Below are 26,067 nucleotides of genomic sequence, written 5' to 3'. Positions count from 1 at the left end.
TGTACCTTTATTTTATATTGAAATAAGAATAATTTCAAAAGCTTAGCTTATATGAGCTGTTTTTATGAACAAAATAACACCAGTAGTGTTTACTACTACTGGTGTTTTCACACGCATATTATTCAAAAGGTAGCTCGATTATAAAGTTTGTTCCCGCTCCTAATTGGCTTGTTACTAGAATAGAACCGTTATGCAATTCTACAATTTCTTTTGCAACAGCTAGCCCGATGCCTTTTCCACCTGTAGCTCGTGTTCTAGATTTATCAACACGATAAAAACGGTCAAAAATATGCGGGATATCTTCTTCAGGAATACCTTCACCTTCATCTTGTACACTTATTGTAAAAGAATCTGTTTCCATGAGTACACGTATCGTAATGGATGTGTTTTCTGGCGAATGTTGATAAGCGTTGTGTAATAAATTTAACATAACTTGTTCCATACGTCTTTCGTCTATGCAAACTTCTAAATCATCTTTGCAATATACATGAAGTTGCATTTGCTTATTTGTTAATGTTGTTTTTGTTTTTTCTACCATTCGTTCTAAAAATGGCTGAAGAAGCACTTTTTGTTTTTTTATAACAAATTGGTGTTGTTCTAATTGTACAAGCATAAATAAATCTTGGACGAGATCGGTTACACTATCCGTTTCATCCTCAATGATTTGTAAGTATTCTTCTCGCTCCTCTTTTGTTAAAGAGTCTCTCTTTGCTACCTTCGCATAACCTTTCATATAGGTCAATGGAGTTAATAGTTCATGAGCGACACTAGCGAGAAATTCATTGCGCTCTTTTTTCATATACGTAAGTTCACTCGATAAATCTTCAATTGTTTTTGCTAAACTTCCGAGTTCATCATTTCGTTTAATACCTAATTGAATTGGCTTGTTTAATTTTGACATTTTTTCTGTCGCTCTCTTCATTTTTACAAGTGGTTCTGTAATAACGCGTGAAAAAACAAAGACAGAAATTGTTGTTAAAATAATTGTTAAAACGCTAATGATAAGAAATTGGTTCATGAGTTTAAGTAACATATTTTCTAGGAAAGATGTTTTTAATAACATATATAGCTTTCCTTGAAACTTTGTTGTGTTAAGTGGGCTTACTGTTGTGATGAACTTTGATTTTTTCCAGTTCCTTTCAACGACCAATCCGCCGTCTGGGACAGTTTCTGTTTTACAAGTAAGTTGTTTTTGCATATCTTTTGTTACGGGTTCTGAGGTGGAAATAATTTTGCCGTTATGGTCAGTAATAATGATAGCTATATCGGAGTTAGAAATTGATTCCGATTCAACTAAGTGTGCAGCCTCATTCGTAATATCGAACTCAGGGTACACAGGACGTTTAGGATTTTTATTATGTTCAGCGTGTTTCATTTCTTTATAATATTCATCCCGTCTCTCGCGGCTTTTAATTTTTTTACTATAGCGATTACCTTTCTCTAAAAGAGCATCTGTTTCCTCTACAATACGCATTTTTGAAAGGCTTTTATAAAAAGATACGAAAGCAATTGTTTCAATACATAAAGCTAATATTAAAAAGTATGTCCCAATTTTAAGGGAAAGTTTACTCATTTTTTCACCATACCTTATTCATAATAAAGAGTCAGTGGTATACGATTTCCCACTGACCGAAGTAATTATTCACTTTTCCATTTATATCCGACTTTATAGACCGTTTCTAGGTAATCTTCAATAGGAAATCCTTTTTTGCGTAGTTTATCACGGATATTACGAATGTGTGAATCAATTGTTCTATATTCGATATCTGTTTCATAGCCCCAAATTTTTTCGATTAAATCATCTCGGCTATAAGCACGGTTTGTATTTTGTAAAAATAGTCCGAGTAACGAAAATTCGATAGGAGTTAATGAGATTTTTTCATCATAAACTGTGACAGTATGTTTCGTTTTATCCCACTCAATACCATTGAAACTAACAAAGCCATCTTTTTTTGTACGGCGTAATATAGCCTCGATTCGTGCGACTAATACATGCTCATCAAATGGTTTTGTAATATAATCATCTGCGCCCATCGTGAGGCCTTTCACCATATCGTAGTTTTGGTTGCGAGCTGTTAACATAATGATAGGAACGTTGGAAATTTGACGAATCTGATAGCAAGTATCCCATCCATCCATACTTGGCATCATAACATCTAATAAAATAATATCGAATTCTTTTTGTTCGATTAATTTTAGTGCTTCAAGGCCAGAGGTAGCTTTCATACAAAAATAGCCGCGAGGGCTTAAGAACAGATCTAATAATCGTAACATACGTTCTTCATCGTCTACTAATAAAATTTTTACCATAATCTTGTGCACCCCAAACTGTTCATTCTACTTGTATAGTTTACATGAAAATAATAAAAAACTCTTTTTATGTGATTGAATGGAGGGCTGATTTTTTCGCTCAGAGTAATTGACATAAAAAATGCACTAGTTTTGCACAACTATTTTTTATAATAGAAAACGTAGCGACACAAAATACCCTATGTTGCGACATAACGTCATGTCATTTTATTTATAAAATGACAATTCCATTCTATTGTGTATGTGAGATAGAGAGGGTTTTCGTATTCACCTCGCATCGGATAAGAAAAATTTCCTATCTCACACTTTTTTTTAAAGGAGATCATACACATGAATTCAAAAGAAGAAATTTCAAAAAAAGAAAAGCAAGATCGTAATACGGTTGTCATGTGCGTTGCCGTATCTATGGTTATTATTATAAGTTGCGTAAATAAAATTTTGGGGATTTTATAATATAAAAAAAGCTGATTGCTTCTTAAGAAGCAATCAGCTTTTTTCATTGTTAGGGGGAGTGTTCATATAATAAACCAAGGTAAAATTGCTAATCCAGAAGTTACAATTGCTGTAGTAAATATTAAAAGCATAGCTCGTTTGTTTTGTTTCATGTCACATTCTCCTCTACATATCAAGTACATGCGATCAGCGTGGGATGTAGTTCCCCACTGAGTAAAGTTTCACTTTATATTTTTAGTATAATGAATGGAAAGGTTTGGTACGATCGATAAAGGTGACATGAAGATTACATTGTTGTAATGAAAAAAGCATCTTTCTTAATAAAAAGATGCTTTTGGAAAACTATATTGAAGTATTAATCATTTAAGAACAGAACCATATGTTCCTCGTCCCAATATTGACCGTTATGTTTTAATGAACGCTCTTGTACGCCGTAAGTCTGGAAACCTAATGATTCATATAATTTTTTTGCACCAGCGTTACCAACTACAACATCGAGCATAAGTTGTTCTACATGTAATTTATCGGCATTTTCAATAATTGCTTTAATAAGAGCTCGTCCTGCTCCAAGGCCACGCGCTTTTGGGGAAACGAAAACGGAACCGATTTTTGCTTTATGTTCTTGTTTAATAAAAGGCTTTGTTTCTAAAGTAGCAATGCCGATTAAATCATCATCTTTGAAGACCCCTAGAGTATACTTATCCGGATTGCTTAATCGTTTTGCCATAGCAGCTACAGGATCCTCATGTTTCAAAACGTCTTCATAGGAAGAGCTAAAAGCTTCCGGGTTCTTCGTTAAACCTTCCATACAAACTTTTAAATATATTTCTGCGTCCTCTGTCGTTAATAAGCGAATTTCCATAGTTGTAACCTCCTTGGTCGATTTCAAATAAAATAAATCCATTACTTTTATAAGAGTGTGTATGTGTTTTGTTAGCAGTCTCTTTTAATTTGTAAAAGAATGAAAAGATATATGCTACAATGTTTTGTTTTTTAATATGTAATGAAATTATATATTAACTTTATTAACTATTCAAGTGTTTAATATGTTACATTTTTATAACTAAAATAACTCCTCGATTGAGGAGTTATTTTTTAAACATTGGATTGATAGCCATCAATTCGTTTTTGATGTGTGTAAATATTACAAGAGTCATTTCTAATAAACCCTACGACTGTAATGCCTAAATCATGGGCAAGTTGCAATGCTAGTTTTGTTGGGGCAGATTTAGATAGAACAATTTCACATCCGATTTTTGAAACTTTGAGTAAAATTTCAGATGAAATACGTCCGCTAAATGCGATAATTTTTCCTTTAACAGATATATCATTGCGTAAACAATGACCGTATATTTTGTCTAATGCATTATGTCTTCCGATATCCATTCTTGATAGAAGGATATTATTTCGATCACATAGCGCGGTATTGTGAACACCACCAGTTTGGCGAAAGGTAGTGGAAGATTGTTGTAAAGTATTCATTAAGTAAAAACATTCTTCAGGAGTAATTTTTACATGTATATCATGTAAGTCTTTTGCTTTTGCCGCATCGTTTACGAAAATAAAACCTTGTCTACCTTTTCCGCAGCAAGAAGTGACGTATCGTTTATTATATAAAGTTTGATAGAGCGGATTCACTTTTGATGATTTTACATGGACAATTCCGTTATCTTTTTGAACCCATAGTTCTTCAACATCGTTATAGGAAGAAATAATCCCCTCAGAAATTAAAAAACCAATTACCATATCTTCAATATAATTTGGTGTGCATACGACTGTTACATATTCTTCACCATTCAATTTAATAGTAATAGGAGATTCTGTAACAATCTCATCAAGTTGTTTTGAAAATGTACCAGATTGATAACGTACAATTGTATAAGTCTCTTGCGTAGGCCCCATATTTAATTCCCCTTTTATATGTATTTCTCTCCCACATTTATCATAAAACAATGGGAAAAATAAAAACACCTATTAACAAGAAGATCACAGATTATTTTGGTTATTATTGTATATGTACGATATAATAGAACTGTAGAATAGTGATATTTTCAAGCTTTCGTAGTTATACCTTATAACATCTAGAATCGACTTCATAAGAAAGTATTTGGGTAGAGCGTTTCAAAAAAATGTACAGTAATGCGATTTTGAAAACGGATTCATGATTGTGTTGTACAGTTGGTTGTAAGGAGAGGGGAAACTATGGCAGAACAGACAGTCCGTGTAACCGTCGATGGTAAAGAATTTTCTGCATCAGGTGAAAAGACGATACTACAATTATTTAATGAGAGTAATTTGGAACATCCTCAAATTTGTCATGTACCAGAAGTAGATCCAATTCAAACTTGTGATACGTGTATTGTAGAAGTAAATGGAAAGTTATTGCGTGCTTGTTCAACGAAATTAGAGAACGGTATGCATATCGAAAGACAGTCCCAGCGTGCAAAAGAGGCACAGACTGAGGCAATGGATCGAATATTAGAGAATCATCTACTGTATTGTACCGTTTGTGATAACAATAATGGTAACTGTAAAGTCCACAATACAGTACATATGATGGGAATTGAGGAACAGAAATATCCGTATGAGCCAAAAGTAAGTGCGTGTGAAGTGGATATGTCACATCCGTTTTATCGATATGATCCAAATCAATGTATTGCTTGTGGACAGTGTGTAGAAGTATGTCAAAACTTACAAGTGAATGAAACTATATCGATAGACTGGAGCTTAGACCGTCCACGTGTTATATGGGACAATGGTGTAAGTATAAATGACTCATCTTGTGTAAGTTGCGGGCAATGTGTAACAGTATGTCCATGTAATGCGTTGATGGAGAAATCAATGTTAGGTGAAGCTGGATTCATGACAGGATTGAAACCGGATGTGTTAGATCCGATGATTGATTTTGTAAAGGATGTAGAGCCGGGATATAGTAGTATTTTAGCAGTTTCAGAAGTAGAGGCTGCGATGCGTAAGACGAAAGTGAATAAAACAAAAACAGTTTGTACATTTTGTGGTGTAGGTTGTTCATTTGAAGTATGGACGAAAGACCGCCACATTTTGAAAGTGCAGCCTGTTTCAGATGCGCCGGTTAACGGTATTTCAACATGTGTAAAAGGCAAATTTGGATGGGATTTTGTAAACAGTGAAGATCGTATTACAAAGCCATTAATTCGCCAAGGGGATATGTTTGTTGAAGCTTCATGGGAAGAGGCTCTTGAAGTTGTTGCATCCAATATGCAGCATATTAAATCAGAATATGGAAGTGATGCATTTGGGTTTATTTCTTCTTCGAAAGTAACGAATGAAGAAAATTATCTTATGCAAAAACTAGCCCGTCAAATATATGGAACGAATAATGTAGACAACTGTTCCCGTTATTGTCAATCTCCAGCAACAGACGGTTTATTTAAAACTGTCGGTATGGGCGGGGACGCTGGAACAGTGAAAGATATTGCGGAAGCAGGCCTTGTCATTATCGTTGGAGCAAATCCGACAGAAGGACATCCTGTACTTGCAACGCGTGTAAAACGTGCTCATAAATTACATGACCAAAAATTAATTGTGGCGGATCTTCGTAAACATGAAATGGCAGAGCGTGCGGATTTATTCATTCATCCGCGCCAAGGAACTGATTATGTATGGCTCGCTGGTATTACGAAATATATTATTGATCAAGATTGGCACGATAAAAAGTTCATAGCTGAAAATGTGAAGAATTTTGATGAATATAGCAAAATGGTAGAAAAGTATACGCTTGATTATACAGAAGAAATTACGGGGATTTCGAAAGAAAATCTGAAAGAAATGGCTCGTATGGTATATGAAGCAGATGGTACTTGTGTACTTTGGGGAATGGGTGTAACGCAAAATACTGGAGGAAGTACAACTTCAGCAGCAATTTCAAATCTATTGCTTGTTACGGGTAATTATCGTCGTCCTGGTGCAGGAGCATATCCATTACGCGGACATAATAACGTACAAGGCGCTTGTGATATGGCAACATTACCAAACTGGCTTCCAGGTTACCAAGCGGTTTCAGATGATGCGCTCCGTGCGAAATTTGAAAAAGCATACGGTACTACAATTCCGAAAGCACCAGGCTTAAATAATATTGCAATGTTACTTGCGGCAGATGAAGGAAAACTGCGTGGTATGTATGTTATGGGTGAAGAAATGGCTTTAGTAGATTCGAATGCCAACCATGTACAACATATTTTAGCGAATTTAGATTTCCTTGTTGTTCAAGATATGTTCTTATCGAAAACAGCTCGTTTTGCTGATGTTATTTTACCGGCAGCACCAAGCTTAGAAAAAGAGGGAACATTTACGAATACAGAGCGCCGTATTCAAAGATTATATGAAGTATTGAAGCCGCTTGGTGATTCAAAGCCAGACTGGTGGATTTTACAAAAAGTAGCTCGTGCGCTTGGCGGGGACTGGAATTATGAAAGTCCAAGTGAAATCATGGATGAAATTGCATCGCTTGCACCTTTATATTCTCAGGCAACATACAATCGTTTAGAAGGATGGAATAGTTTATGTTGGGGTAGCCATGATGGTAGCGATACACGGCTATTATATGTGGACGGATTTAACTTCCCGGATAAACTAGCTCGTCTATCATTAGATGAATGGGTACCACCAGTTGTAGCGCCAGATGAGTATGATTTACTTTTAAATAATGGTCGTATGTTAGAACATTTCCACGAAGGGAATATGACGAATAAATCGGCTGGTATTTTATCTAAAGTATCTGAAGTGTTCGTTGAAATCTCGCCTGAACTTGCCCTAGAGCGCAATGTGAAAGATGGTGGCCTTGTAGAATTAGCATCACCATTTGGGAAAATTAAAGTACAGGCACTTGTTACAGAGCGTGTAACGGGGAAAGAGCTATATTTACCGATGCATGCAACGGTAAATGAAGAGGCAATCAATATTTTAACTGGAACGGCGACAGATCTTTATACGTGTACACCAGCGTACAAACAAACGATGGTAAAGATGCGTGTACTACGTGAAAAAGGGAATCGTCCGTTACCATCTTCAAACCCGAGAGATAAAAAGCGTAATCCGCAAAACGGTGTTGAAATCCAGCAAAAATGGCAAAGAAAACAATACGTATCACTTGTGGACTAGGGGGCGGAGATAGTGGCGAAAGAAATTACTGTAATTAAAAAGAAAGTTGTAACAGAGGAAGAACAGAAACAGCAAGTAGCAGATGAACTTCTAAATGAGCTATCTAATAATCGTGAAGCAGTAGAAGAAACGATGCAGCTTTTAGCACAGTTGCAGAAGGCTGGTATATTAGATGCGGCAATTAGTTTACTTGCTGCGAAGGAAGATGTTTCAAAAATCGCTGTGGAGCAATTAAATCGTGAACCCGTTAAAAATGCGTTAAATAATATGATGGGGGCAGGAGAAGCGTTATCTTCAGTTGACCCAGAAATAACGAAGCAAATTACGTCAAGTTTAGTTACAGGATTGCAATTTGCAACAGATGAATTAAATAGTGGTAAAAAAACAAAAGTGATGGATTTCTTTAAAGTATTAAAAGATCCAGATATCAATAGAGCTATTACATTCGGTTTTAGCTTCTTGAAAGCATTTGGACAAGGGCTAGAGAAAAAATAGAATAAATGAAAAAGTGATGGGAAGTAGCCATCACTTTTTTCATTATATGTATAAGTGTGTTCATGTTAAGCGGAATATATTATTATTAAAAAGATGGATTAGAACTGGAAATATGGAATCCATCTCAAATACCGTTTTAGAATTTGGAGGAATATATGCAACACCGTAAAAAACTATCTATACCAGGAGTAATGAGACATTCCTTTCAAACAGTTAAATTTGCCTTTTGGAATGTATTAACTTTTCAACTTGCTTATAAATTATTAGCAGCGATTGTGTTTGTTCCGCTATTTGGAATCATTTTTAATAAGTTATTGTATTTTGGTGGTTATGCAAATGCGACAAATGATGAATTATTAGCGTTTTTAAAGACGCCTTATGGCATCTTAGCAATCGTAATTTTATCATTGTTAGCACTGTTTCTTATCTTTACAGAATTTGCGGTGCTTATTATTATTTCGTATTTCGCTCATAAAAGACAGAAGGTGAAATTACGTCCGATTTTATATAAAACGGTAACGTATTTACCTACTCTTTTCACATATTGCTTACCAGGATTTATTTTATATGCTGTCGTATTGTTGCCTCTTTTAAATATGGGATATGAAACGGCATTAATCCCGCAAATTCAAATTCCTAACTTTATTACAGGAGAGCTGTTTAAGACAACGATGGGACAAGTTGGTTATTACACGTTCTTTGCTGTAGTCGCGTATTTGAATCTTAGATGGATTTTCGTTCTACCTATTGTTGTTTTAGAGCAAAAACCATTTCGCGTGGCAGCACGTAAAAGTGCAACTTTAGTAAAGGAAAGCTTTTTTAAAGTACTATTCTTTTTAGTAGGATTTTTTATTTCAATTGGAATTGTATATGTCATGTTTTTGGGAATGTATTTATTGTGCCTATGGGGTGTTTATGAATTTACAAACCCGAAAGGAACATTTGCATTATTAGCTGAATCAACGATTTCTGTATTTTTAACGAGTACATTGTATTTATTCAGCTTTATCGTGACGCCATTTTATATTATGGCGATTACGCGATTATACTTACAAAAGGTTCCAGTTGAGGATGTTTTATTAGAAGAAGGATTAGATTATTCGAAAACGAAAGCAGATAAATGTTTCTTCCAAAAACATCGTTGGAAATTCATTGGCGTATACATTGTAGGGATTATTACTGCGGGAATGGTCGTTGCCTTCATTGTAACGTTTATTTCAAATTCGTATAAAGAACCGATTATTATGGCGCACCGCGGGTATATATCAAAAGGCGTAGAAAATACGAAAGAAGCTGTGCAAGGTGCTATTGATGCAAAAGCAGACTACGCTGAAATAGATGTATTACAAACGAAAGACGGTGAGCTAGCGGTTATACATGATTTGAAGCTGAAACGTCTCGCAAATGCTAATGTGCATGTGTCAGATTTAACGATGGCGGAGTTAAGGCAGCTTACCCTTAGTCAAGATGGACTTTCAGGACAAATAAGTACACTTGATGAAATCATTAAGCTAGCAAATGGCAAAATCAAACTTAATATAGAAGTGAAGCTTCATGGGGGCGAAAAAGATTTTGTAAACAAAGTCTTAAAAACGATTAAAGATAATGAATTTGAGAAGCAATGTGTAATTCAAACGTTACACTATCCACTTATTAAAGAGTTTAAGCGTGCAAATCCAGATATAAAAGTAGGGTATATACTGTATGCAAGTAGAGCTAACTTAAAGAATGTGAAGGCTGACTTTTACGTAGCAGAAGAATATATGTTAAATAAGAAATTAGTAAAAGAAGCAAGGAAGTTAAACAAACCAATTTACGTATGGACAGTAAATGATATGGAAAATTTAAAGGCATATTATAAGTTAAACGTAGATGGTATTATAACCGATTACCCTGAAGATGCACGTGAAACAATTAAGATGTTAAAAGAGCAAGAAGCGGAAGAAAGTGATCTGTTTGATAAAATTACTGAAACGACAGATGATTTATTTTCTAAGTTATTTATAAGTTACCCAGCTGCTAGCTAAATGCTAGCAGCTGTTTTTTTGTGAAAAGAATATATCTCTAAAGTATTGAGTAAAGTAATAACTGTATATGTATACGTTATCGCTTAGGTTTCTTACATTGTTAAATTATTGTCAAATAATAAATGATTGCTGTTTATTTTGAAGCAGTATAATAAAAATAGAGTGAAAGATAATGGAATGACACGAAACCCCTAATAGAATCAATGTTTTATATATTTACACTATTCTAAATATAAAAACTTTAGGAAAATGATATGTTAGCGTTTTCATAACTTTTAAGTTATGCTAGAATAAGGACATAAGTTATTAATTATTACAAAAAGAAAAAAGAATCTCTTTTTTCTGTTAATTATAAGGGGGCATTTCATTATGCGTATTGGGGTACCAGCAGAAATTAAAAACAACGAAAACCGTGTGGCAATGACACCAGCAGGTGTTGTACATTTAATTCGTAACAATCACGAAGTATTCATTCAAAAGGGTGCAGGTTTAGGGTCTGGTTTCACAGATGCTCAGTATGTTGAAGCGGGAGCAAAAATTGTTGATACAGCTGAAGAAGCTTGGAATATGGAAATGGTTATGAAAGTTAAGGAACCAATTGAAAGCGAATACAAACACTTCAGTGAAGGCTTAATCTTGTTCACATACTTACACTTAGCTCCAGAGCCAGAATTAACAAAAGCTTTAATCGAGAAAAAAGTTGTTTCTATCGCATATGAAACAGTACAATTAGAAAACCGTTCATTACCATTACTTGCACCTATGAGTGAAGTAGCTGGTCGTATGGCTGCACAAATTGGTGCACAATTCCTTGAGAAAAACAAAGGCGGTAAAGGTATCTTACTTGCAGGTGTTCCAGGGGTTAAACGTGGTAAAGTAACAATCATCGGTGGTGGACAAGCTGGTACAAATGCTGCTAAAATTGCAGTTGGACTAGGTGCGGATGTAACAATCATCGACTTAAGTGCAGAACGTCTTCGTCAATTAGATGACATTTTCGGAAACCAAGTAAAAACTTTAATGTCTAATCCTTACAATATTGCAGAAGCTGTTAAAGAGTCTGATCTTGTAATCGGTGCAGTATTAATCCCAGGTGCAAAAGCTCCAAAACTTGTAACAGAAGAAATGATTAAATCAATGGAACCAGGTTCTGTTGTTGTAGATATCGCGATTGACCAAGGTGGTATTTTCGAAACAACTGACCGTATTACAACTCATGATAACCCAACTTACGAAAAACACGGCGTTGTTCATTATGCAGTTGCAAACATGCCAGGTGCGGTTCCACGTACATCAACTCTTGCATTAACAAACGTAACAGTACCATATGCAGTACAAATTGCTAACAAAGGCTACAAAGAAGCTTGCCTAGGCAACTCTGCATTACTAAAAGGTATTAACACATTAGATGGCTATGTAACATTCGAAGCAGTTGCAGAAGCTCACGGTGTAGAGTACAAAGGTGCTAAAGAATTATTAGAAGCAGAAACAGTATCTTGCTAATAGAAGCATTATACAAAACAAAATCGAACAATATATAAAACAACATGATAAGAGCTAAGAGTGAAGATCTCTTAGCTCTTCTTGGCAAAAGGGGGCATACATCGTGGCCAACCTATTTAAAAAGAAATCCGTTACGCAATTGTTAGGGGAAAGTAAAAGTAAAACTTTGACGAAAACGCTAGGGGCATTTGACCTAACAATGCTAGGGATTGGTGCGATAATTGGTACAGGAGTTCTAGTATTAACTGGATTAGTAGCAGCAAGAGATGCTGGTCCAGCAGTTATTTTTTCATTCATGATTGCAGCCATCGTTTGTGGATTTGCAGCATTATGTTACGCAGAGGTTGCTTCTACACTTCCTGTTTCAGGTAGTGTGTACACATACTCATATGCAACAATTGGTGAGTTTGTAGCTCATTTAATGGGATGGACATTACTATCCGTATATGTTGTAACGACTGCCGCAGTAGCTGGCGGATGGACTGGTTACTTCCATAACTTAGTGAGTGGATTAGGGCTTGAAATTCCAAAAGCACTGCTAACGATTCCGTCTCAAGGTGGTATGGTGAATTTACCAGCAGTTATCGTTACATTAGTTATAACTTGGTTATTATCAAGAGGTACGAAAGAAAGTAAACGCGTGAATAACATAATGGTATTAATTAAAATTGGTATCGTTGTTTTATTCATTGCAGTTGGTGTATTCTACGTGAAACCAGAAAACTGGATACCATTTGCACCGTACGGTTTAAGTGGAGTTTTCGCGGGGGGAGCAGCAGTATTCTTTGCTTTCTTAGGATTTGATGCATTAGCAACTTCTGCTGAAGAGGTAAAAAATCCGCAACGTGATCTACCGATTGGTATTATCGCTTCGTTAGTCATTTGTACAATCATTTATGTTGTAGTTTGTCTCGTTATGACGGGTATGGTTTCTTATAAAGAATTAGATGTACCAGAAGCTATGGCATATGTGTTAGAAGTTGTAGGACAAGATAAAGTAGCAGGTGTAATCGCAATTGGAGCTGTAATTGGTATTATGGCAGTAATTTTTGCTTACATTTATGCAACGACACGTGTATTCTTTGCGATGAGCCGTGACGGTTTATTGCCAGAATCTTTCGCGAAAATTAATAAAAAGACAGAAGCGCCAACATTTACAGTTTGGTTAACAGGAATTGGTAGTGCTTTAATTGCTGGATTTATCGATTTAAAAGAATTGTCGAATTTAGCGAATATTGGAGCGTTGTTAACATTTGCGATGGTTGGTGTGTCAGTTATTATTCTTCGTAAAACACATCCAAAATTACAACGTGGATTTATGGTACCACTTGTACCGATCTTGCCGATTATTTCGATTGCATGTTGTCTATTCTTAATGGTAAATCTACCATTAAAAACATGGATGTACTTCGGTGCTTGGTTAGCAATTGGAGTAGTTGTATACTTTGTTTATTCGAAAAAACATAGTCATTTAAAAGACGATGGAAGTTCGCAGGATAATTTAGAACAAGCTAATTAAAAGCTTAATTAAAAGGGATATAAGTATAGTAAGCCTTGTGCGTCTAGGGAGCGCGCAAGGCTTTTTCTTTTGTTGAAATAAAGGGAATGTATATTACTTTGTTGAATTTTTATGTCGGAATATGAAAAAGGGTGTGCGAATTGTGCATCCTTTTTTGTATGAGAATATAGAGGGTGCGGAAAATATGTATACGACTTATTAAAATGTGAACGGAATGTTCATAAAAAAATTCAGATTTCATTGACACATATGAGTAGGCGCTCATATAATAAGAGTATAAGATATATGAATGATTGTTCATATGTTCAATTAAAGAGGTGAGCTATAATGGCTGGAAATAAAGTAGAAACACCACAAGAGACATGTTCTCAAACGATAATTCATGAAGAAGTTGTAGAGCAAGTAAAACAAACAATTCCAACTGATGAAAGTTTAAGTAAAGTAGCAGAACTATTTAAAGTATTAGGTGACCGTACACGTACGAGAATATTACATGCGCTATTTGAAGCTGAAATGTGCGTTTGTGATTTAGCTTATTTATTAGGAATGACACAATCATCTATTTCGCATCAGCTTCGTGTGTTGAAGCAAGCGAAACTTGTGAAGAATCGTAAAGAAGGAAAGGTTGTTTATTATTCGTTAGCTGACCAGCACGTAATTCATATCTTCGAGCAAGCGTTTGAACACGTAAACGAAGAAGAATAAAAAGAACGCGAGGAGGGAGAACGATGGCTGAAGCGTTAGTGAAAAAGAAACTGATGTTAGAAGGTTTAGATTGTGCGAATTGTGCAATGAAAATTGAAAAAGGTGTTGGGAATATAGAAGGAGTAAATTCTTGCTCTGTAAACTTTGCAACAAAGACAATGATTTTAGAAACGGCACAAAATAAAGAAAACGAAGTTGTTACGGAAGCAAAACAACTCGTTACAAAATTAGAACCGCATATTAAAGTGCAAGAAGAACAAAAAAATAAAATTGCTAAAGAAGTATTTATATTAGAAGGTTTAGATTGCGCGAACTGTGCAATGAAAATTGAAAATAAAGTTCAGGAAATGCCAGCTGTCTCAGAAGCAACTGTTGATTTCGTATCGAAGAAACTACGAGTAGAAGTTGCGAATAAAAGAGAACTAGAAGCGACTGTAGCAAATATAACAAATGTCGTTCAAAAGTTAGAGCCAGACGTGAAAGTTGTTCGTGAAGAGAAGAACGGTCATGACCACGGGCATAGTCATGATCATGGTGAAGCAAATGTGAAAAAGATGGTAGGGAGATTAGTGGTCGGCGGAATTTTGACAGCAATTGCTGCATTAGCGGGCTTACCACAAATGGTAACAATTCCGTTATTCGTCCTTGCTTATTTATTAATAGGTGGAGATATCGTTTGGAGAGCGGTAAGAAACATAACTCGTGGCCAAGTATTTGATGAAAACTTCTTAATGGCAATTGCAACTGTAGGAGCTTTTGCAATTCAACAATACTCAGAAGCTGTAGCAGTAATGCTATTTTATCAAGTAGGAGAACTATTCCAAAGCATTGCGGTAAACCGCTCTCGAAAATCAATTACTTCATTAATGGATATTCGTCCTGATTATGCGAATGTAAAGGTTGGAAATGAAACGAAACAAGTATCACCAGAAGATGTACAAATTGGCGATTATATTATCGTTAAGCCAGGTGAGAAAGTGCCGTTAGACGGAAAAGTAATTGAAGGAACATCAATGGTAGATACTTCAGCATTAACAGGTGAATCTGTACCACGTGAAGTTGAAGTTGGAAATGATGTATTAAGTGGCTTTGTGAACCAAAACGGTGTGTTGACAATTGAAGTTACAAAAGAATTCGGTGAATCAACTGTATCGAAAATTTTAGATTTAGTTCAAAATGCAAGCAGTAAAAAAGCACCAACGGAAAACTTTATTACGAAGTTTGCACGTTACTACACTCCAGTTGTAGTTATTACAGCGGCAATCATGGCGTTTATTCCACCACTTATTTTAGAAGGAGCTACATTCTCTGAGTGGATTTATAGAGCTTTAGTGTTCTTAGTAATCTCTTGTCCATGTGCGTTAGTTGTATCCATTCCTCTTGGATTCTTTGGAGGTATTGGTGGTGCATCTAAAAGTGGTGTGTTAGTAAAAGGTAGTAACTATTTAGAAGCTTTAAATGATGTGAAATATATTGTTTTTGACAAAACAGGAACATTAACAAAAGGTGTTTTCAAAGTTACAAAAATGGAACCGAGCGAAGGTACTACAAGTGAAGAGTTATTAGAGTATGCGGCATTTGCTGAAGTATATTCTAACCATCCAATTGCCCAATCTATTCGAAAGGCATATGGAAAATCAATTGATGAAAAAATAATCGATGATTATAACGAAATTTCTGGTCACGGTACAGTCGTAAAAGTACAAGGAAAAGAAATTTTTGCAGGTAATGCAAAATTAATGAGAAAAGAAAATATTGAATTTAAGCAACCAGAAACAGTAGGTACATTAGTTCACGTTGCTGTAGATGGAAGATATGCAGGTTATATTGTTATCTCTGATGAGGTAAAAGAGGATTCGAAACAAGCGATTCAAAAGTTAAAAGAACTAGGTATTAAAAAGACAGTAATGTTAACTGGTGATGCAAAACCAGTTGGTGAAGCTGTTGGTAAAGAATTAGGCTTAGATGAAGTTCATGCGGAATTACTACCGCAACAAAAAGTAGAAGAGATTGAAAAAATTGATGCAGCGAAGCACGGAAAAGAAAAAATTGCCTTCGTTGGTGACGGTATTAACGATACACCAGTATTAGCCCGTGCAGACGTTGGTATTGCGATGGGTGGTTTAGGGTCAGATGCAGCAATTGAAGCGGCAGACATCGTTATTATGACTGATGAGCCTTCAAAAATTGCGACAGCTGTAAAAATTGCAAAACGCACAAGAAGTATAGTGTGGCAAAATATCATCTTTGCTCTAGGTGTAAAAGGGATCGTTTTATTACTTGGTGCCTTTGGTATTGCAACAATGTGGGAAGCTGTTTTCTCAGATGTTGGTGTGACACTACTTGCAGTGTTAAATGCAATGCGTGTATTACGAGTGAAAGATTTATAAAAAAGAGGACGCGAACCGCGTCCTCTTTTTTATTGGTGATTTTGTTGAAATTGACTCAATAAAATAATATCAAATATTATTTTACTTTAAAATAGTATAATATTAAAATTTACAAATAAGATACATTCGTCTTATTATTTTAATATATTTTTTACAAATATCCATATAGTATTGAAAAAACAGAGAAGGGGAAACTTCTCTGTTTACTTTTGTATGTTTTTTTCAACTTGTTCTCGAACTGTTTGAATGTAATTCATTTTATGATCCCAGCACTCTTGGCTTAAATCGACAGGGTATTCTTCAGGGTTTAAAGTTCGCATATATTCTTCCCAAAATAGAGAGAGGCTCTGTTCATTATATTTTTGAATATCTAATATACTTGGTAGTTCATATGTTCTTTCACCGTTAACGAAAATGTCTTTATGCAGTTCACGGGCTTCAAAGTTTGTTACGAATTTACTTATATATGTGTGAACTGGATGGAACATTTTTAAGCGCTCTTCTTTTCCTGGTTCTTCAGAATCTAACGCAATATAATCGCCTTCTGCATGATCGTTAACCCGATTGATAATACGATAAATTCGTTTCAGTCCTGGAGTGGTAATTTTTTCAGGGTTAGATGAAATTTTAATTGTATCATTTAATTTTCCGTCAGTATCTTCAATCGCAACGAGTTTGTAAACAGCCCCCAATGCAGGTTGCTCAAAGGACGTAATTAATTTCGTTCCAACGCCCCATACGTCAATTTTTGCTCCTTGAGATTTAAGGTGCATAATTGTGTATTCATCTAAATCGCTAGAAGCGATAATTTTTGTATTTGTAAACCCTGCTTCATCTAGTAGTTTTCGTGCCTTTTTCGATAAATAAGCCATATCACCACTATCAAGACGTATGCCATAGAAATCAATACGATCCCCAAATTCTTTTGCAACACGAATCGCATTTGGAACACCAGATTTCAATGTGTCATATGTATCAACGAGAAAGACGCACTTTTTATGAGTTTCAGCGTATTTTTTAAACGCGACGTATTCATCGCGATATGCTTGAACGAAAGAGTGAGCGTGTGTGCCAGCTACAGGAATCCCAAAGCGTTTCCCAGCACGAACGTTGCTTGTAGAGGAGAAACCACCAATAAAGGCAGCACGCGTCCCCCAAAGGGCAGCATCGAACTCATGGGCACGTCTTGTGCCGAACTCTAAAAGCTCATCATTACTTGCAGCATGTTTCATACGTGCTGCTTTTGTGGCAATTAATGTTTGGTAATTCACAATATTTAAGAGGGCAGTCTCAATAATTTGTGCTTCACCAAGTGGTGCGTCAACACGTAATAAAGGCTCGTTATTAAATACAACTTCACCTTCTTGCATACTGCGAATCGTCCCAGTGAATTTCATATTTTGTAAATAATGAAGGAATTCTTCTTCGAATTGTAATTCTGCTAAGTAAGCGATATCGCTTTCAGTAAAACTGAAATTTTCTATGTACTCTACAATTTTCTCAAGGCCAGCAAAAACAGCGTAGCCGTTCTCAAATGGAAGCTTTCGAAAATATAAATCAAAAACAGAACGGCGATTATGAATACCATCTTTCCAATATGTATAAGCCATGTTGATTTGATATAGGTCTGTATGTAAGGCATAACTATCGTCTTTATAATGAGTCATCGCGAGAACACCTCCATAATTTGGTTATAGTATACCAATTTTTCACCATTCGTAGCAAAGAAGAGATATTGATGTGAAGTCAAGAGAGAAAAAAATGAAATTATGCATATTTTTTAGAAAATTTATATTTATCAATTTATATTTCTCCAAATTTTATGTATTATTAGAGTAATGGGGGTAATGAGAATGGAGGAGGACAATGCAACAAACATTAGAAAAAATAGGCAAACAAGTCTTTTATAAACGGCTCCAGCAAAAAATGACACAAGAAGAATTATGTCAGGGCATTTGTTCTGTCTCATACTTAAGTAAGATCGAAAATGGAAAGATCGAAGCATCAGAAGAAATTCTACAATTGCTCTGCACAAGACTAGAAATTGCTGTGACGGATTTGAGAGATGTAGAAGAAGATGTGAAGGGGAAGCTAGATGAATGGTTAAATGCACTAGTTCATTTAGACAAGCAACAAGTAGAACGTATATATGAAGAGTTGCAAGGTGAAATGAAGCATGTGTTGGATTTTGAAATTATAAATTATTATAAACTGCTGTATACACGTTATTTAATTATGAAAAGGGATATTTCTGCACTCGAAGAAGAATTAGATAAGTTGAAGAAGGTATATAAAAAATATTCTCCATTTCAGAAGTTGTTATATATGTATAGTAGAGGATTATTGTGCTGTTTACAGTATAGATGGAAGGATGGGCTAGATTACTTATTAAAAACAGAAGTAATGGCCAAAGAACAAGGGTATCATGAAACAGGCTTGTATTATAATATAGCGCTTGCATATACTCATTTAGATATTCATCATCTTGCAATTCATTTTGTAAATATGGCATTAGAAGGATTTCGTAGTGAATATAAGTTTAGAAATATAATTAATTGCCAAATCCTTATTGCGGTAAGTTATACAGAAAAAGGTCAGTATGAAGAAGCTTTAAAAATGTATGAGAGTATATTGAGAGAGGCCACATCTTTTGCTGATAAGGATGTACTATTAGCTATTACTTTAAGTAATATGGGAAGTATCTATTATAAAAAAGGTAAATATCAGCAAGCGAAAAAATATTATTTAGATAGTCTACAACTTCAAAAACAAATAGATTTAAACTATTTAGATACAATATACGAAATGGCATTAGTATGCATTAAATTAGAAGAATTGGAAGAGGCAAGGACATTAATTGATAAGGGAATTGATGCAGCAAAACAGGAAGAGAGATTTAATGCAAAATTATATTTGCTTTTAATGCTTAGATATAAATATTTTGAAGAAGCAAAAGATTATAAAGCATTTTTGGAAAATGAGGCTATCCCGTTGTATAAATCTGCAGGAAATAAAATAGAATTAAAGAAAGTATACGTTGAACTAGCAGAACATTTTTCCAGTTTATCGAGATTTGAAGAAAGTAATCGATATTATAGGTTAGTTATTGATTTAATGAATGATAATAAGGAGGAATAAACATGAAAAAGATGGTATTTGGAGTATTGGCGTTTATATTGACTCTTACAGTTGCTGGAGGAATACATCAATATAGCAGTAAACCTGATATTGTTGGTCAACAAGCTAAAACTGTTGAACAAGTTAATTTATAATCTCCACCCTTTCCAATCGGAAAGGGTTTTTTCAATATTTGTTCCTCAAAATTCTACAAAACTTGAGAAAATAATTATTTGAATTTTTAGTATATTAATAGTGGAAACATAATGCTAATATAAAACTACTCTTTTTCAAAAAAAATTTTTATTAGGGGGAAGGTTCATGAAAAAGAAAAGTTTAGCGTTAGTGTTAGCGACAGGAATGGCAGTTACAACATTTGGAGGGACAGGCTCTGCATTTGCGGATTCTAAAAATGTACTCTCTACGAAGAAGTACAATGAGACAGTACAGTCACCTGAGTTTATTTCTGGTGATCTAACTGGAGCGACTGGTAAGAAAGCGGAATCTGTTGTGTTTGATTACTTAAATGCAGCAAAAGGTGATTACAAGCTAGGGGAAAAGAGTGCGCAAGATTCTTTCAAAGTGAAACAAGTGAAGAAAGATGCTGTAACTGATTCAACAGTAGTACGTATGCAACAAGTTTACGAAGGAGTGCCTGTATGGGGTTCTACTCAAGTGGCTCACGTAAGTAAAGACGGTTCTTTAAAAGTATTGTCTGGAACAGTTGCACCTGATTTAGACAAGAAGGAAAAGTTGAAAAATAAAAATAAGATTGAAGGCGCAAAAGCAATTGAAATCGCGCAACAAGATTTAGGGGTAACACCGAAATATGAGGTAGAACCAAAAGCGGACTTATATGTATATCAAAATGGTGAAGAAACAACATATGCATACGTTGTAAATCTAAACTTCTTAGATCCAAGTCCAGGAAACTACTACTATTTCATTGAAGCAGACAGCGGTAAAGTATTAAATAAATATAATAAATTGGATCATGTAACAAATGAAGATAAATCACCAGTTAAGCAAGAGGCTCCTAAACAGGATGCGAAAGCAGTAGTAAAACCTGTAACAGGAACAAATAAAGTAGGAACTGGTAAAGGTGTATTAGGAGATACGAAATCACTTAATACAACGTTATCTGGTTCATCTTACTACTTACAAGATAATACGCGCGGGGCAACAATTTTCACATATGATGCGAAAAATCGTACTACATTGCCAGGAACTTTATGGGTAGATGCAGATAATGTTTTCAATGCAGCGTATGATGCAGCAGCAGTAGATGCTCATTACTATGCAGGTAAAACATATGACTATTATAAAGCTACATTTAACAGAAACTCTATTAATGATGCAGGAGCTCCGTTAAAATCGACAGTTCATTACGGAAGTAAGTATAATAATGCATTCTGGAATGGCTCACAAATGGTATACGGAGATGGTGATGGTGTAACATTCACTTCATTATCTGGTGGAATTGATGTAATTGGTCACGAATTAACGCATGCTGTTACTGAAAATAGCTCGGACTTAATTTATCAAAATGAATCAGGAGCGCTAAATGAAGCAATTTCTGATATTTTTGGTACTTTAGTAGAATTCTATGATAACCGTAACCCGGATTGGGAGATTGGTGAAGATATTTATACGCCTGGTAAAGCAGGAGATGCGCTTCGCTCTATGAGTGATCCAGCGAAATACGGTGATCCAGACCATTATTCTAAGCGTTACACTGGTACTAGTGATAACGGTGGGGTTCATACAAACAGTGGTATCATTAACAAACAAGCTTATTTATTAGCAAATGGTGGTACGCATTCGGGTGTAACTGTAACGGGCATTGGTAAAGATAAGTTAGGTGCAATTTATTACCGTGCAAACACACAATATTTCACGCAATCTACTACATTTAGCCAAGCTCGTGCTGGTGCAGTACAAGCTGCAGCTGATTTATATGGTGCGACTTCTGCGGAAGTAGCAGCAGTTAAGCAATCATTTAGTGCTGTTGGTATTAACTAAGGATTTAAAGGATAGCTATTAATAAAATACCTCAAAAATAAAGAAGGAGCCTATGCTCCTTCTTTATTTTTTTCTCCATTTTTTCCACAAATAATATAATCCGATACAACCTGCAATTGTCACAATCCACTTTGCTTCATTTGTTCCGTTCATGACATGATAGGCAGAATATACTTCGATTAACAATGCCGGTATTTTCCCTATTGTGCTGGCAATACTGAAGGAGAGTAATGACATCTTACCTAGAGCCGCAAATAAAGTCACGATACTTGATGGGATGAAAGGTATCAAGCGAAACGATAGAACGAGTAGAAAGGCCTCTCTACCTTCTACATAAAGAAGACGCTCTACCTTTGGGTATTTATTTACTTTATCGTGAGTGAACTTTTGAAGGCCCATGCGGTAAATATAAAACGAGATAATAGCCCCTAATGCTTCGCCTACGATCGAAATAACAGTACCATTTGTTACGCCAAAGAGCTGTATATTAATGGCGGTTAAAAAAATACTAGGGATAAAACCTAAAAGACTAATGATGATGTTAATTAAGATACTAAGTGGAATTGCGATTGAATAGTATTCTGTTAAGAAATTTTGAATCGTTTCAGCCATTGTTTAAAATCCTTTATCTTTTTTTGCATTACACCACATTTCGTTTGTATAGGCAAGGGTAAATTTACATAATGTAGAAAAACGTTGATAAGAAGGTGTATTTATACCTTATATGGGTATTAGGTATATGAAAATAGGGGTATTTTAAAATATTTTTAAAAATACTATAAAAACCTTTGTATAAAAGAGTTTTATAGTTATGTTATCTGTGATTTCATCTGGGAAATAATCGAAAAATATAGGGGGTATATATTATAAAAGGCAAAAATAGAGGGTTGATGAAATTGCTGGGGTAAATATGGAAAAATAGATGAAAAAAATGAAAACTGATAGATTTTTTTGTTGTGAAATTGACTTTTAGTGAAGTTGCGATAATAATCATGGAAGAGGTGATATGATGAAACGAATAAGTAGTCTTTTCTTCAGTAGTTTATTGGCATTAATGCTGATCTTAAGCGGATGTGCAGGAAAAGAACAAAAAACAGAGAAACAGACAGGGAATCAAGCTACATCGGTAGAAAAAATTAGTGATAATATTTTAGATGAAATGGAAGGACCACCTAAAAATGGTCATACGATTGAAAGACATGTAGGCAAGTCAGAAGAGGATTTGAAGAATCGCTTGAAGACAGATAAAGTGTCAGCCGCAAGTACATACTATGATAAAGAAACAGCGACGAAAGCTGTAAAAGATAGCTTGAAGCAACATGACAAGGAAATTCAAGATTGGTTAAAAAATTCTAAAGAGGCTCGTCTCGTATTAAATACAACTCATTCATTTCCTGTTGGAAAAACGGTAATAAAGAAAAATATGAGTGTAAAAGACAAGTTAGTAAAAACTGTTACTGTTTTAGCAAGAGATAAGTCAGGAGAATTAGGGTTTAAGATTATTACTTCTTATCCATCTGATAAATAAGAAGGGGGAGTACATTATGTATACGACATTACAATACTTTCTTAAATCGTACTGTACGTTAAGTATTCATGAGGATGAAATAGTAAGCGTGATGGAAGAGTTTATTGAACAAGAAGACGAAGAAATTGTTTTGAAATTACGTGATGAATTAATAAATATGAAGAAAAAGAACGCGTGGGAAGAGGCGTGTGTATTAGCTGCGAAGCAAGGAAATCGTATGTGGTCTTTAGAAGAAACGAAAGACCATCTTGAAACTTTTTTACTATTACTGCAAAAGAAAAAGGCGTGATTAAATCACGCCTTTTTCTTTATGCTATTCGGTTGATATTATCTATTCTTTTGGAGCGCTTTTATATACGCTTTTTGAAATTTGTCCATTTGATATTACTTCCCCGTTTTGTGTTACTTTTTTATACGTAACCGCGGTGATTTTATCACTAGTTCTACTAATTACTTGAGAAGAAACTTCAACATTTTTACCAGTATTTGTACCGAAAATGCGTGTAGTAATACTACCTCCATTTGAAAATGCTTGAATATAAATATGATTGCCTGTATTATTTTTAAATTTTAAATCTGGACCATAATCTGCTACTGCTGCATCTTGCCCAAGTGGTAAATAATTTACTGGCATAGAATGATTGCTTCGAGAAACAATGCCTAAATCTGCCCTTAAAGCTGCACTGTATAATGTACTACTGACTTGGCAAACTCCTCCGCCTGCACTTTGTATTACTTTACCTTGTGAATATACTGCTGCAGATTTATAACCATGTGCAGCATCAGTTACGCCAACGCGACCGTTAAAACTAAATGTTTCATCAGGTGCGACAATAACCCCACTTAAAGTATTAGCTGACTTATTTACGTTAAATGATTGATTTCCGTTACGGCCAGCCATTGGAGTAGAATATTCAGCAATGACTTCTTTAATACCCATTTTCTGTATGTCTTCTGTAGAACGTTCTGGTTTTATGAATGTAACTGGTAATGTAACATCTGATTTACCAGTAGTAATAGCTTCATTTGTTAAACCGCTTAGTTTCCCTTTATCAATTTTTTCTCCGTTTTGGCTTTGACTAATATTTACTGTTGAGCCTTCAATACTTAATTCTGCGTTAACAGGATTTTTTAATGTTTCATTATATTTATCTTTTATAAAGGTTTCATAAGCTGTTGCATTTAATTGTGGTGTTAATTTATAGTCACGTTTTAATTCACCGTTTTCAGCTTGCTTACGCATTTTGTAACGATTCATTACGTTTCCTTCTTGTTCTTTGAAGATTTTGTCAATAATATCTTTCTCTTTATAATTTATCCCTAAATCTTTCCATCTGTAAGTTTGTTTATCGTTTTGGAATATGTAGGTAAGGGATTTTTGATCTAACTCAGTTACCTTTTGATTAATAATTGCTTGAATATCCTTCTTATTTTTTCCGTCGAGAGAAATACCTTCAAATGTAGTATTTGGTAATGCAGTAGTATCTAATTGATTATTTAATTTGGATACATATTGATATCCCCCAACACCGCCTACACAAAGTAATATGCCCCCAGCAATTGCAGAACCAATCAGTATTTTACTTAGCTTCATTTATTTCCCCCCAGAAATTTATGTATAAATATATGTATTACATTTTTTGTATAAAAATGATGAAAATAACATTATGTACGTACTAGTATACTATTATTTTCACTGTGTGTGTAATGTTTTCATAAAAAATGTTACACCGCTGTAATAATTGTCACTTCTTGTCACAATGTGTATGAAAAATATGTTGAAAAATATAATAAAAAGGCTGTCTAGAAAGATCTAGCAGCCTTTTTATTATAATTTTTTATGTTCATTTTTATTCGTAACACCGAGATGTTTTTGAAGGGTAGTTGAAATAGTATCGACGCTTTTTTCATTTGGAACGTAATAATAAATACCACCTATATATTTATCTGTACCCTCTACTTGCATTTTTTCCATTTTTAAATTTGAATCCATTGAATTTTTTGTAATTGTCATCATATCATCAAAAGTTAAATTAGTTTTTAAATCTTTATCGACAGCGTCTAGTAGGCCACCGATTTTATTAATGGAATTAAGAGATAGTGCCTTTTCAGCAATGGCCTCTAATACAAGCTGTTGACGTTGACCACGCATATAATCACTATCGATATGACGAGTTCTAGCTAGTGCCAGTGCCTCTTCTCCATTTAAATGTTGACGTCCTTTTTTTAGATGAATGGCATCTGCTTCATCTTTACTATTTTGCTCTGTGAACTCAACTGGAACGTCTACAGTAATACCACCAAGAGAATCAACAATTTTAATAAAGGATTTAAAATTGAATTTTACATAGTAGTCAACTGGAACATCTAAAAAGTTCTCTACCGTATCAATTGTGCTGTCTACACCACCGAATACGTGCGCATGTGTGATTTTATCGTATTTATCACGTGATTTAATGTAGACGCGTGAGTCACGTGGAATGCTTACAAGTTTAACGGATTTATCGTTTTTATTAATTGTTGCAAGTAATAACGCATCTGTTCGAGTTGCTTTTCCATAACCTTTTTCCCTAATATCACTTTCATCAACACCCATAATTAGTACGGAAATATTGTCGGTCATAGGTTTAACAGCTTTTTCACGTTTACTGGACTTATCTCCTCGACCTAGTTCAGCATAAGCGTTATTTAAGACGGACTTTGCTTTACTGTATATATGGAAGGAGTAGCCTCCTGCTCCAAGTGCTACAATTAGTAATGGAATAAGAAGGAACCAAAGTAGGCGTTTTTTCTTTGAGCGTCCTTTTTTGGCTCGCGTATTGTTGTTCGTGTCGGATTTCATCATTTTTTCTCCTTTAA

General features: G+C 34.9%; 21 protein-coding genes. 13 read left to right on the top strand and 8 right to left on the bottom strand.

Annotated elements, in window-relative coordinates; genetic code table 11:
• Nucleotides 1–118: 118 nt before the first annotated feature.
• Nucleotides 119–1,573 carry a HAMP domain-containing sensor histidine kinase gene (locus DN401_RS10905; protein WP_000041024.1) on the bottom strand — a complete coding sequence of 485 codons (1,455 nt, stop codon included), beginning with the start codon at nt 1,571–1,573 and terminating at the stop codon, nt 119–121.
• Nucleotides 1,574–1,638: 65 nt separating this feature from the next.
• Entirely contained in the window at nt 1,639–2,310 is a 672-nt protein-coding gene (locus tag DN401_RS10900) for a response regulator transcription factor (protein ID WP_000238957.1), read from the bottom strand.
• Nucleotides 2,311–2,640: 330 nt separating this feature from the next.
• Between DN401_RS10900 and DN401_RS30135 the strand changes: the two genes are divergently transcribed.
• Entirely contained in the window at nt 2,641–2,763 is a 123-nt protein-coding gene (locus DN401_RS30135) for a hypothetical protein (protein ID WP_001085006.1), read from the top strand.
• 355 nt (nt 2,764–3,118) lie between these two features.
• Here the strand turns inward: DN401_RS30135 and DN401_RS10895 are convergent, their stop codons facing one another.
• On the bottom strand, nt 3,119–3,625 hold the full coding sequence (locus DN401_RS10895; RefSeq protein WP_000405868.1) for a GNAT family N-acetyltransferase: 507 nt from the start codon (nt 3,623–3,625) through the stop codon (nt 3,119–3,121).
• A gap of 233 nt (nt 3,626–3,858) precedes the next feature.
• Nucleotides 3,859–4,665 (bottom strand): formate dehydrogenase accessory sulfurtransferase FdhD, encoded by an 807-nt coding sequence (gene fdhD / locus DN401_RS10890; RefSeq protein WP_000529242.1) that lies wholly within the window; start codon nt 4,663–4,665, stop codon nt 3,859–3,861.
• 300 nt (nt 4,666–4,965) lie between these two features.
• On the opposite strand from fdhD, the gene fdhF reads away from it, so the two are divergent.
• The 7 genes from fdhF (at nt 4,966) to DN401_RS10855 (ending at nt 16,541) form a co-directional block, all read left to right on the top strand.
• Nucleotides 4,966–7,902, top strand: coding sequence for a formate dehydrogenase subunit alpha (gene fdhF / locus DN401_RS10885; RefSeq protein WP_000840665.1), 2,937 nt, complete (start codon nt 4,966–4,968; stop codon nt 7,900–7,902).
• Between the two features lie 12 nt (nt 7,903–7,914).
• Nucleotides 7,915–8,397, top strand: coding sequence for a helical membrane plugin domain-containing protein (locus DN401_RS10880; protein ID WP_001040540.1), 483 nt, complete (start codon nt 7,915–7,917; stop codon nt 8,395–8,397).
• A gap of 155 nt (nt 8,398–8,552) precedes the next feature.
• Nucleotides 8,553–10,424, top strand: coding sequence for a glycerophosphodiester phosphodiesterase (locus DN401_RS10875; protein ID WP_001164716.1), 1,872 nt, complete (start codon nt 8,553–8,555; stop codon nt 10,422–10,424).
• A gap of 369 nt (nt 10,425–10,793) precedes the next feature.
• Complete coding sequence (ald, locus tag DN401_RS10870) at nt 10,794–11,927, top strand: alanine dehydrogenase (RefSeq protein WP_001219742.1); 1,134 nt, start codon at nt 10,794–10,796, stop codon at nt 11,925–11,927.
• A 103-nt stretch (nt 11,928–12,030) separates the two neighbouring features.
• Nucleotides 12,031–13,446, top strand: coding sequence for an amino acid permease (locus tag DN401_RS10865; protein WP_001284893.1), 1,416 nt, complete (start codon nt 12,031–12,033; stop codon nt 13,444–13,446).
• Nucleotides 13,447–13,773: 327 nt separating this feature from the next.
• Entirely contained in the window at nt 13,774–14,151 is a 378-nt protein-coding gene (locus tag DN401_RS10860; RefSeq protein WP_000918378.1) for an ArsR/SmtB family transcription factor, read from the top strand.
• A 23-nt stretch (nt 14,152–14,174) separates the two neighbouring features.
• The gene (locus tag DN401_RS10855; protein WP_000796576.1) at nt 14,175–16,541 is read left to right on the top strand and encodes a heavy metal translocating P-type ATPase; all 2,367 of its coding nucleotides are present in this window, start codon (nt 14,175–14,177) and stop codon (nt 16,539–16,541) included.
• Nucleotides 16,542–16,744: 203 nt separating this feature from the next.
• On the opposite strand, the gene DN401_RS10850 is transcribed toward DN401_RS10855, so the two are convergent.
• Nucleotides 16,745–18,208 (bottom strand): nicotinate phosphoribosyltransferase, encoded by a 1,464-nt coding sequence (locus tag DN401_RS10850; protein ID WP_000150184.1) that lies wholly within the window; start codon nt 18,206–18,208, stop codon nt 16,745–16,747.
• Nucleotides 18,209–18,407: 199 nt separating this feature from the next.
• Between DN401_RS10850 and DN401_RS10845 the strand changes: the two genes are divergently transcribed.
• The 3 genes from DN401_RS10845 (at nt 18,408) to DN401_RS10835 (ending at nt 21,680) form a co-directional block, all read left to right on the top strand.
• Nucleotides 18,408–19,679, top strand: a complete 1,272-nt coding sequence (locus tag DN401_RS10845) for a tetratricopeptide repeat protein (protein WP_001187961.1) — start codon at nt 18,408–18,410, stop codon at nt 19,677–19,679.
• A 2-nt stretch (nt 19,680–19,681) separates the two neighbouring features.
• Nucleotides 19,682–19,813 carry a quorum-signaling peptide NprX gene (gene nprX / locus DN401_RS10840; RefSeq protein ID WP_000738910.1) on the top strand — a complete coding sequence of 44 codons (132 nt, stop codon included), beginning with the start codon at nt 19,682–19,684 and terminating at the stop codon, nt 19,811–19,813.
• 166 nt (nt 19,814–19,979) lie between these two features.
• Nucleotides 19,980–21,680, top strand: coding sequence for a M4 family metallopeptidase (locus DN401_RS10835; protein WP_000730381.1), 1,701 nt, complete (start codon nt 19,980–19,982; stop codon nt 21,678–21,680).
• Between the two features lie 63 nt (nt 21,681–21,743).
• Here DN401_RS10835 and DN401_RS10830 read toward each other — a convergent pair whose 3' ends face one another.
• On the bottom strand, nt 21,744–22,292 hold the full coding sequence (locus DN401_RS10830) for a TVP38/TMEM64 family protein (protein WP_000852226.1): 549 nt from the start codon (nt 22,290–22,292) through the stop codon (nt 21,744–21,746).
• A 397-nt stretch (nt 22,293–22,689) separates the two neighbouring features.
• On the opposite strand from DN401_RS10830, the gene DN401_RS10825 reads away from it, so the two are divergent.
• Both DN401_RS10825 and DN401_RS10820 read left to right on the top strand, forming a co-directional pair.
• A complete protein-coding gene (locus tag DN401_RS10825; RefSeq protein WP_000822694.1) occupies nt 22,690–23,208 on the top strand; it encodes an RNase A-like domain-containing lipoprotein in 519 nt (172 codons plus the stop codon).
• A gap of 16 nt (nt 23,209–23,224) precedes the next feature.
• Entirely contained in the window at nt 23,225–23,497 is a 273-nt protein-coding gene (locus DN401_RS10820) for a hypothetical protein (protein ID WP_000288803.1), read from the top strand.
• A 42-nt stretch (nt 23,498–23,539) separates the two neighbouring features.
• Here the strand turns inward: DN401_RS10820 and DN401_RS10815 are convergent, their stop codons facing one another.
• Together DN401_RS10815 and DN401_RS10810 are read right to left on the bottom strand one after the other, a co-directional pair.
• Complete coding sequence (locus DN401_RS10815) at nt 23,540–24,802, bottom strand: VanW family protein (protein WP_000777349.1); 1,263 nt, start codon at nt 24,800–24,802, stop codon at nt 23,540–23,542.
• 234 nt (nt 24,803–25,036) lie between these two features.
• Nucleotides 25,037–26,053 carry an LCP family protein gene (locus tag DN401_RS10810; protein ID WP_002163841.1) on the bottom strand — a complete coding sequence of 339 codons (1,017 nt, stop codon included), beginning with the start codon at nt 26,051–26,053 and terminating at the stop codon, nt 25,037–25,039.
• Nucleotides 26,054–26,067 lie beyond the last annotated feature (14 nt).

It is taken from the genome of Bacillus sp. BF2-3 (assembly GCF_008368795.1).
Taxonomy (GTDB): Bacteria; Bacillota; Bacilli; order Bacillales; family Bacillaceae_G; genus Bacillus_A; species Bacillus_A cereus.
Note: the sequence above shows the minus strand (reverse complement) of the source record. Positions and strands in the feature narration are given on the sequence as shown.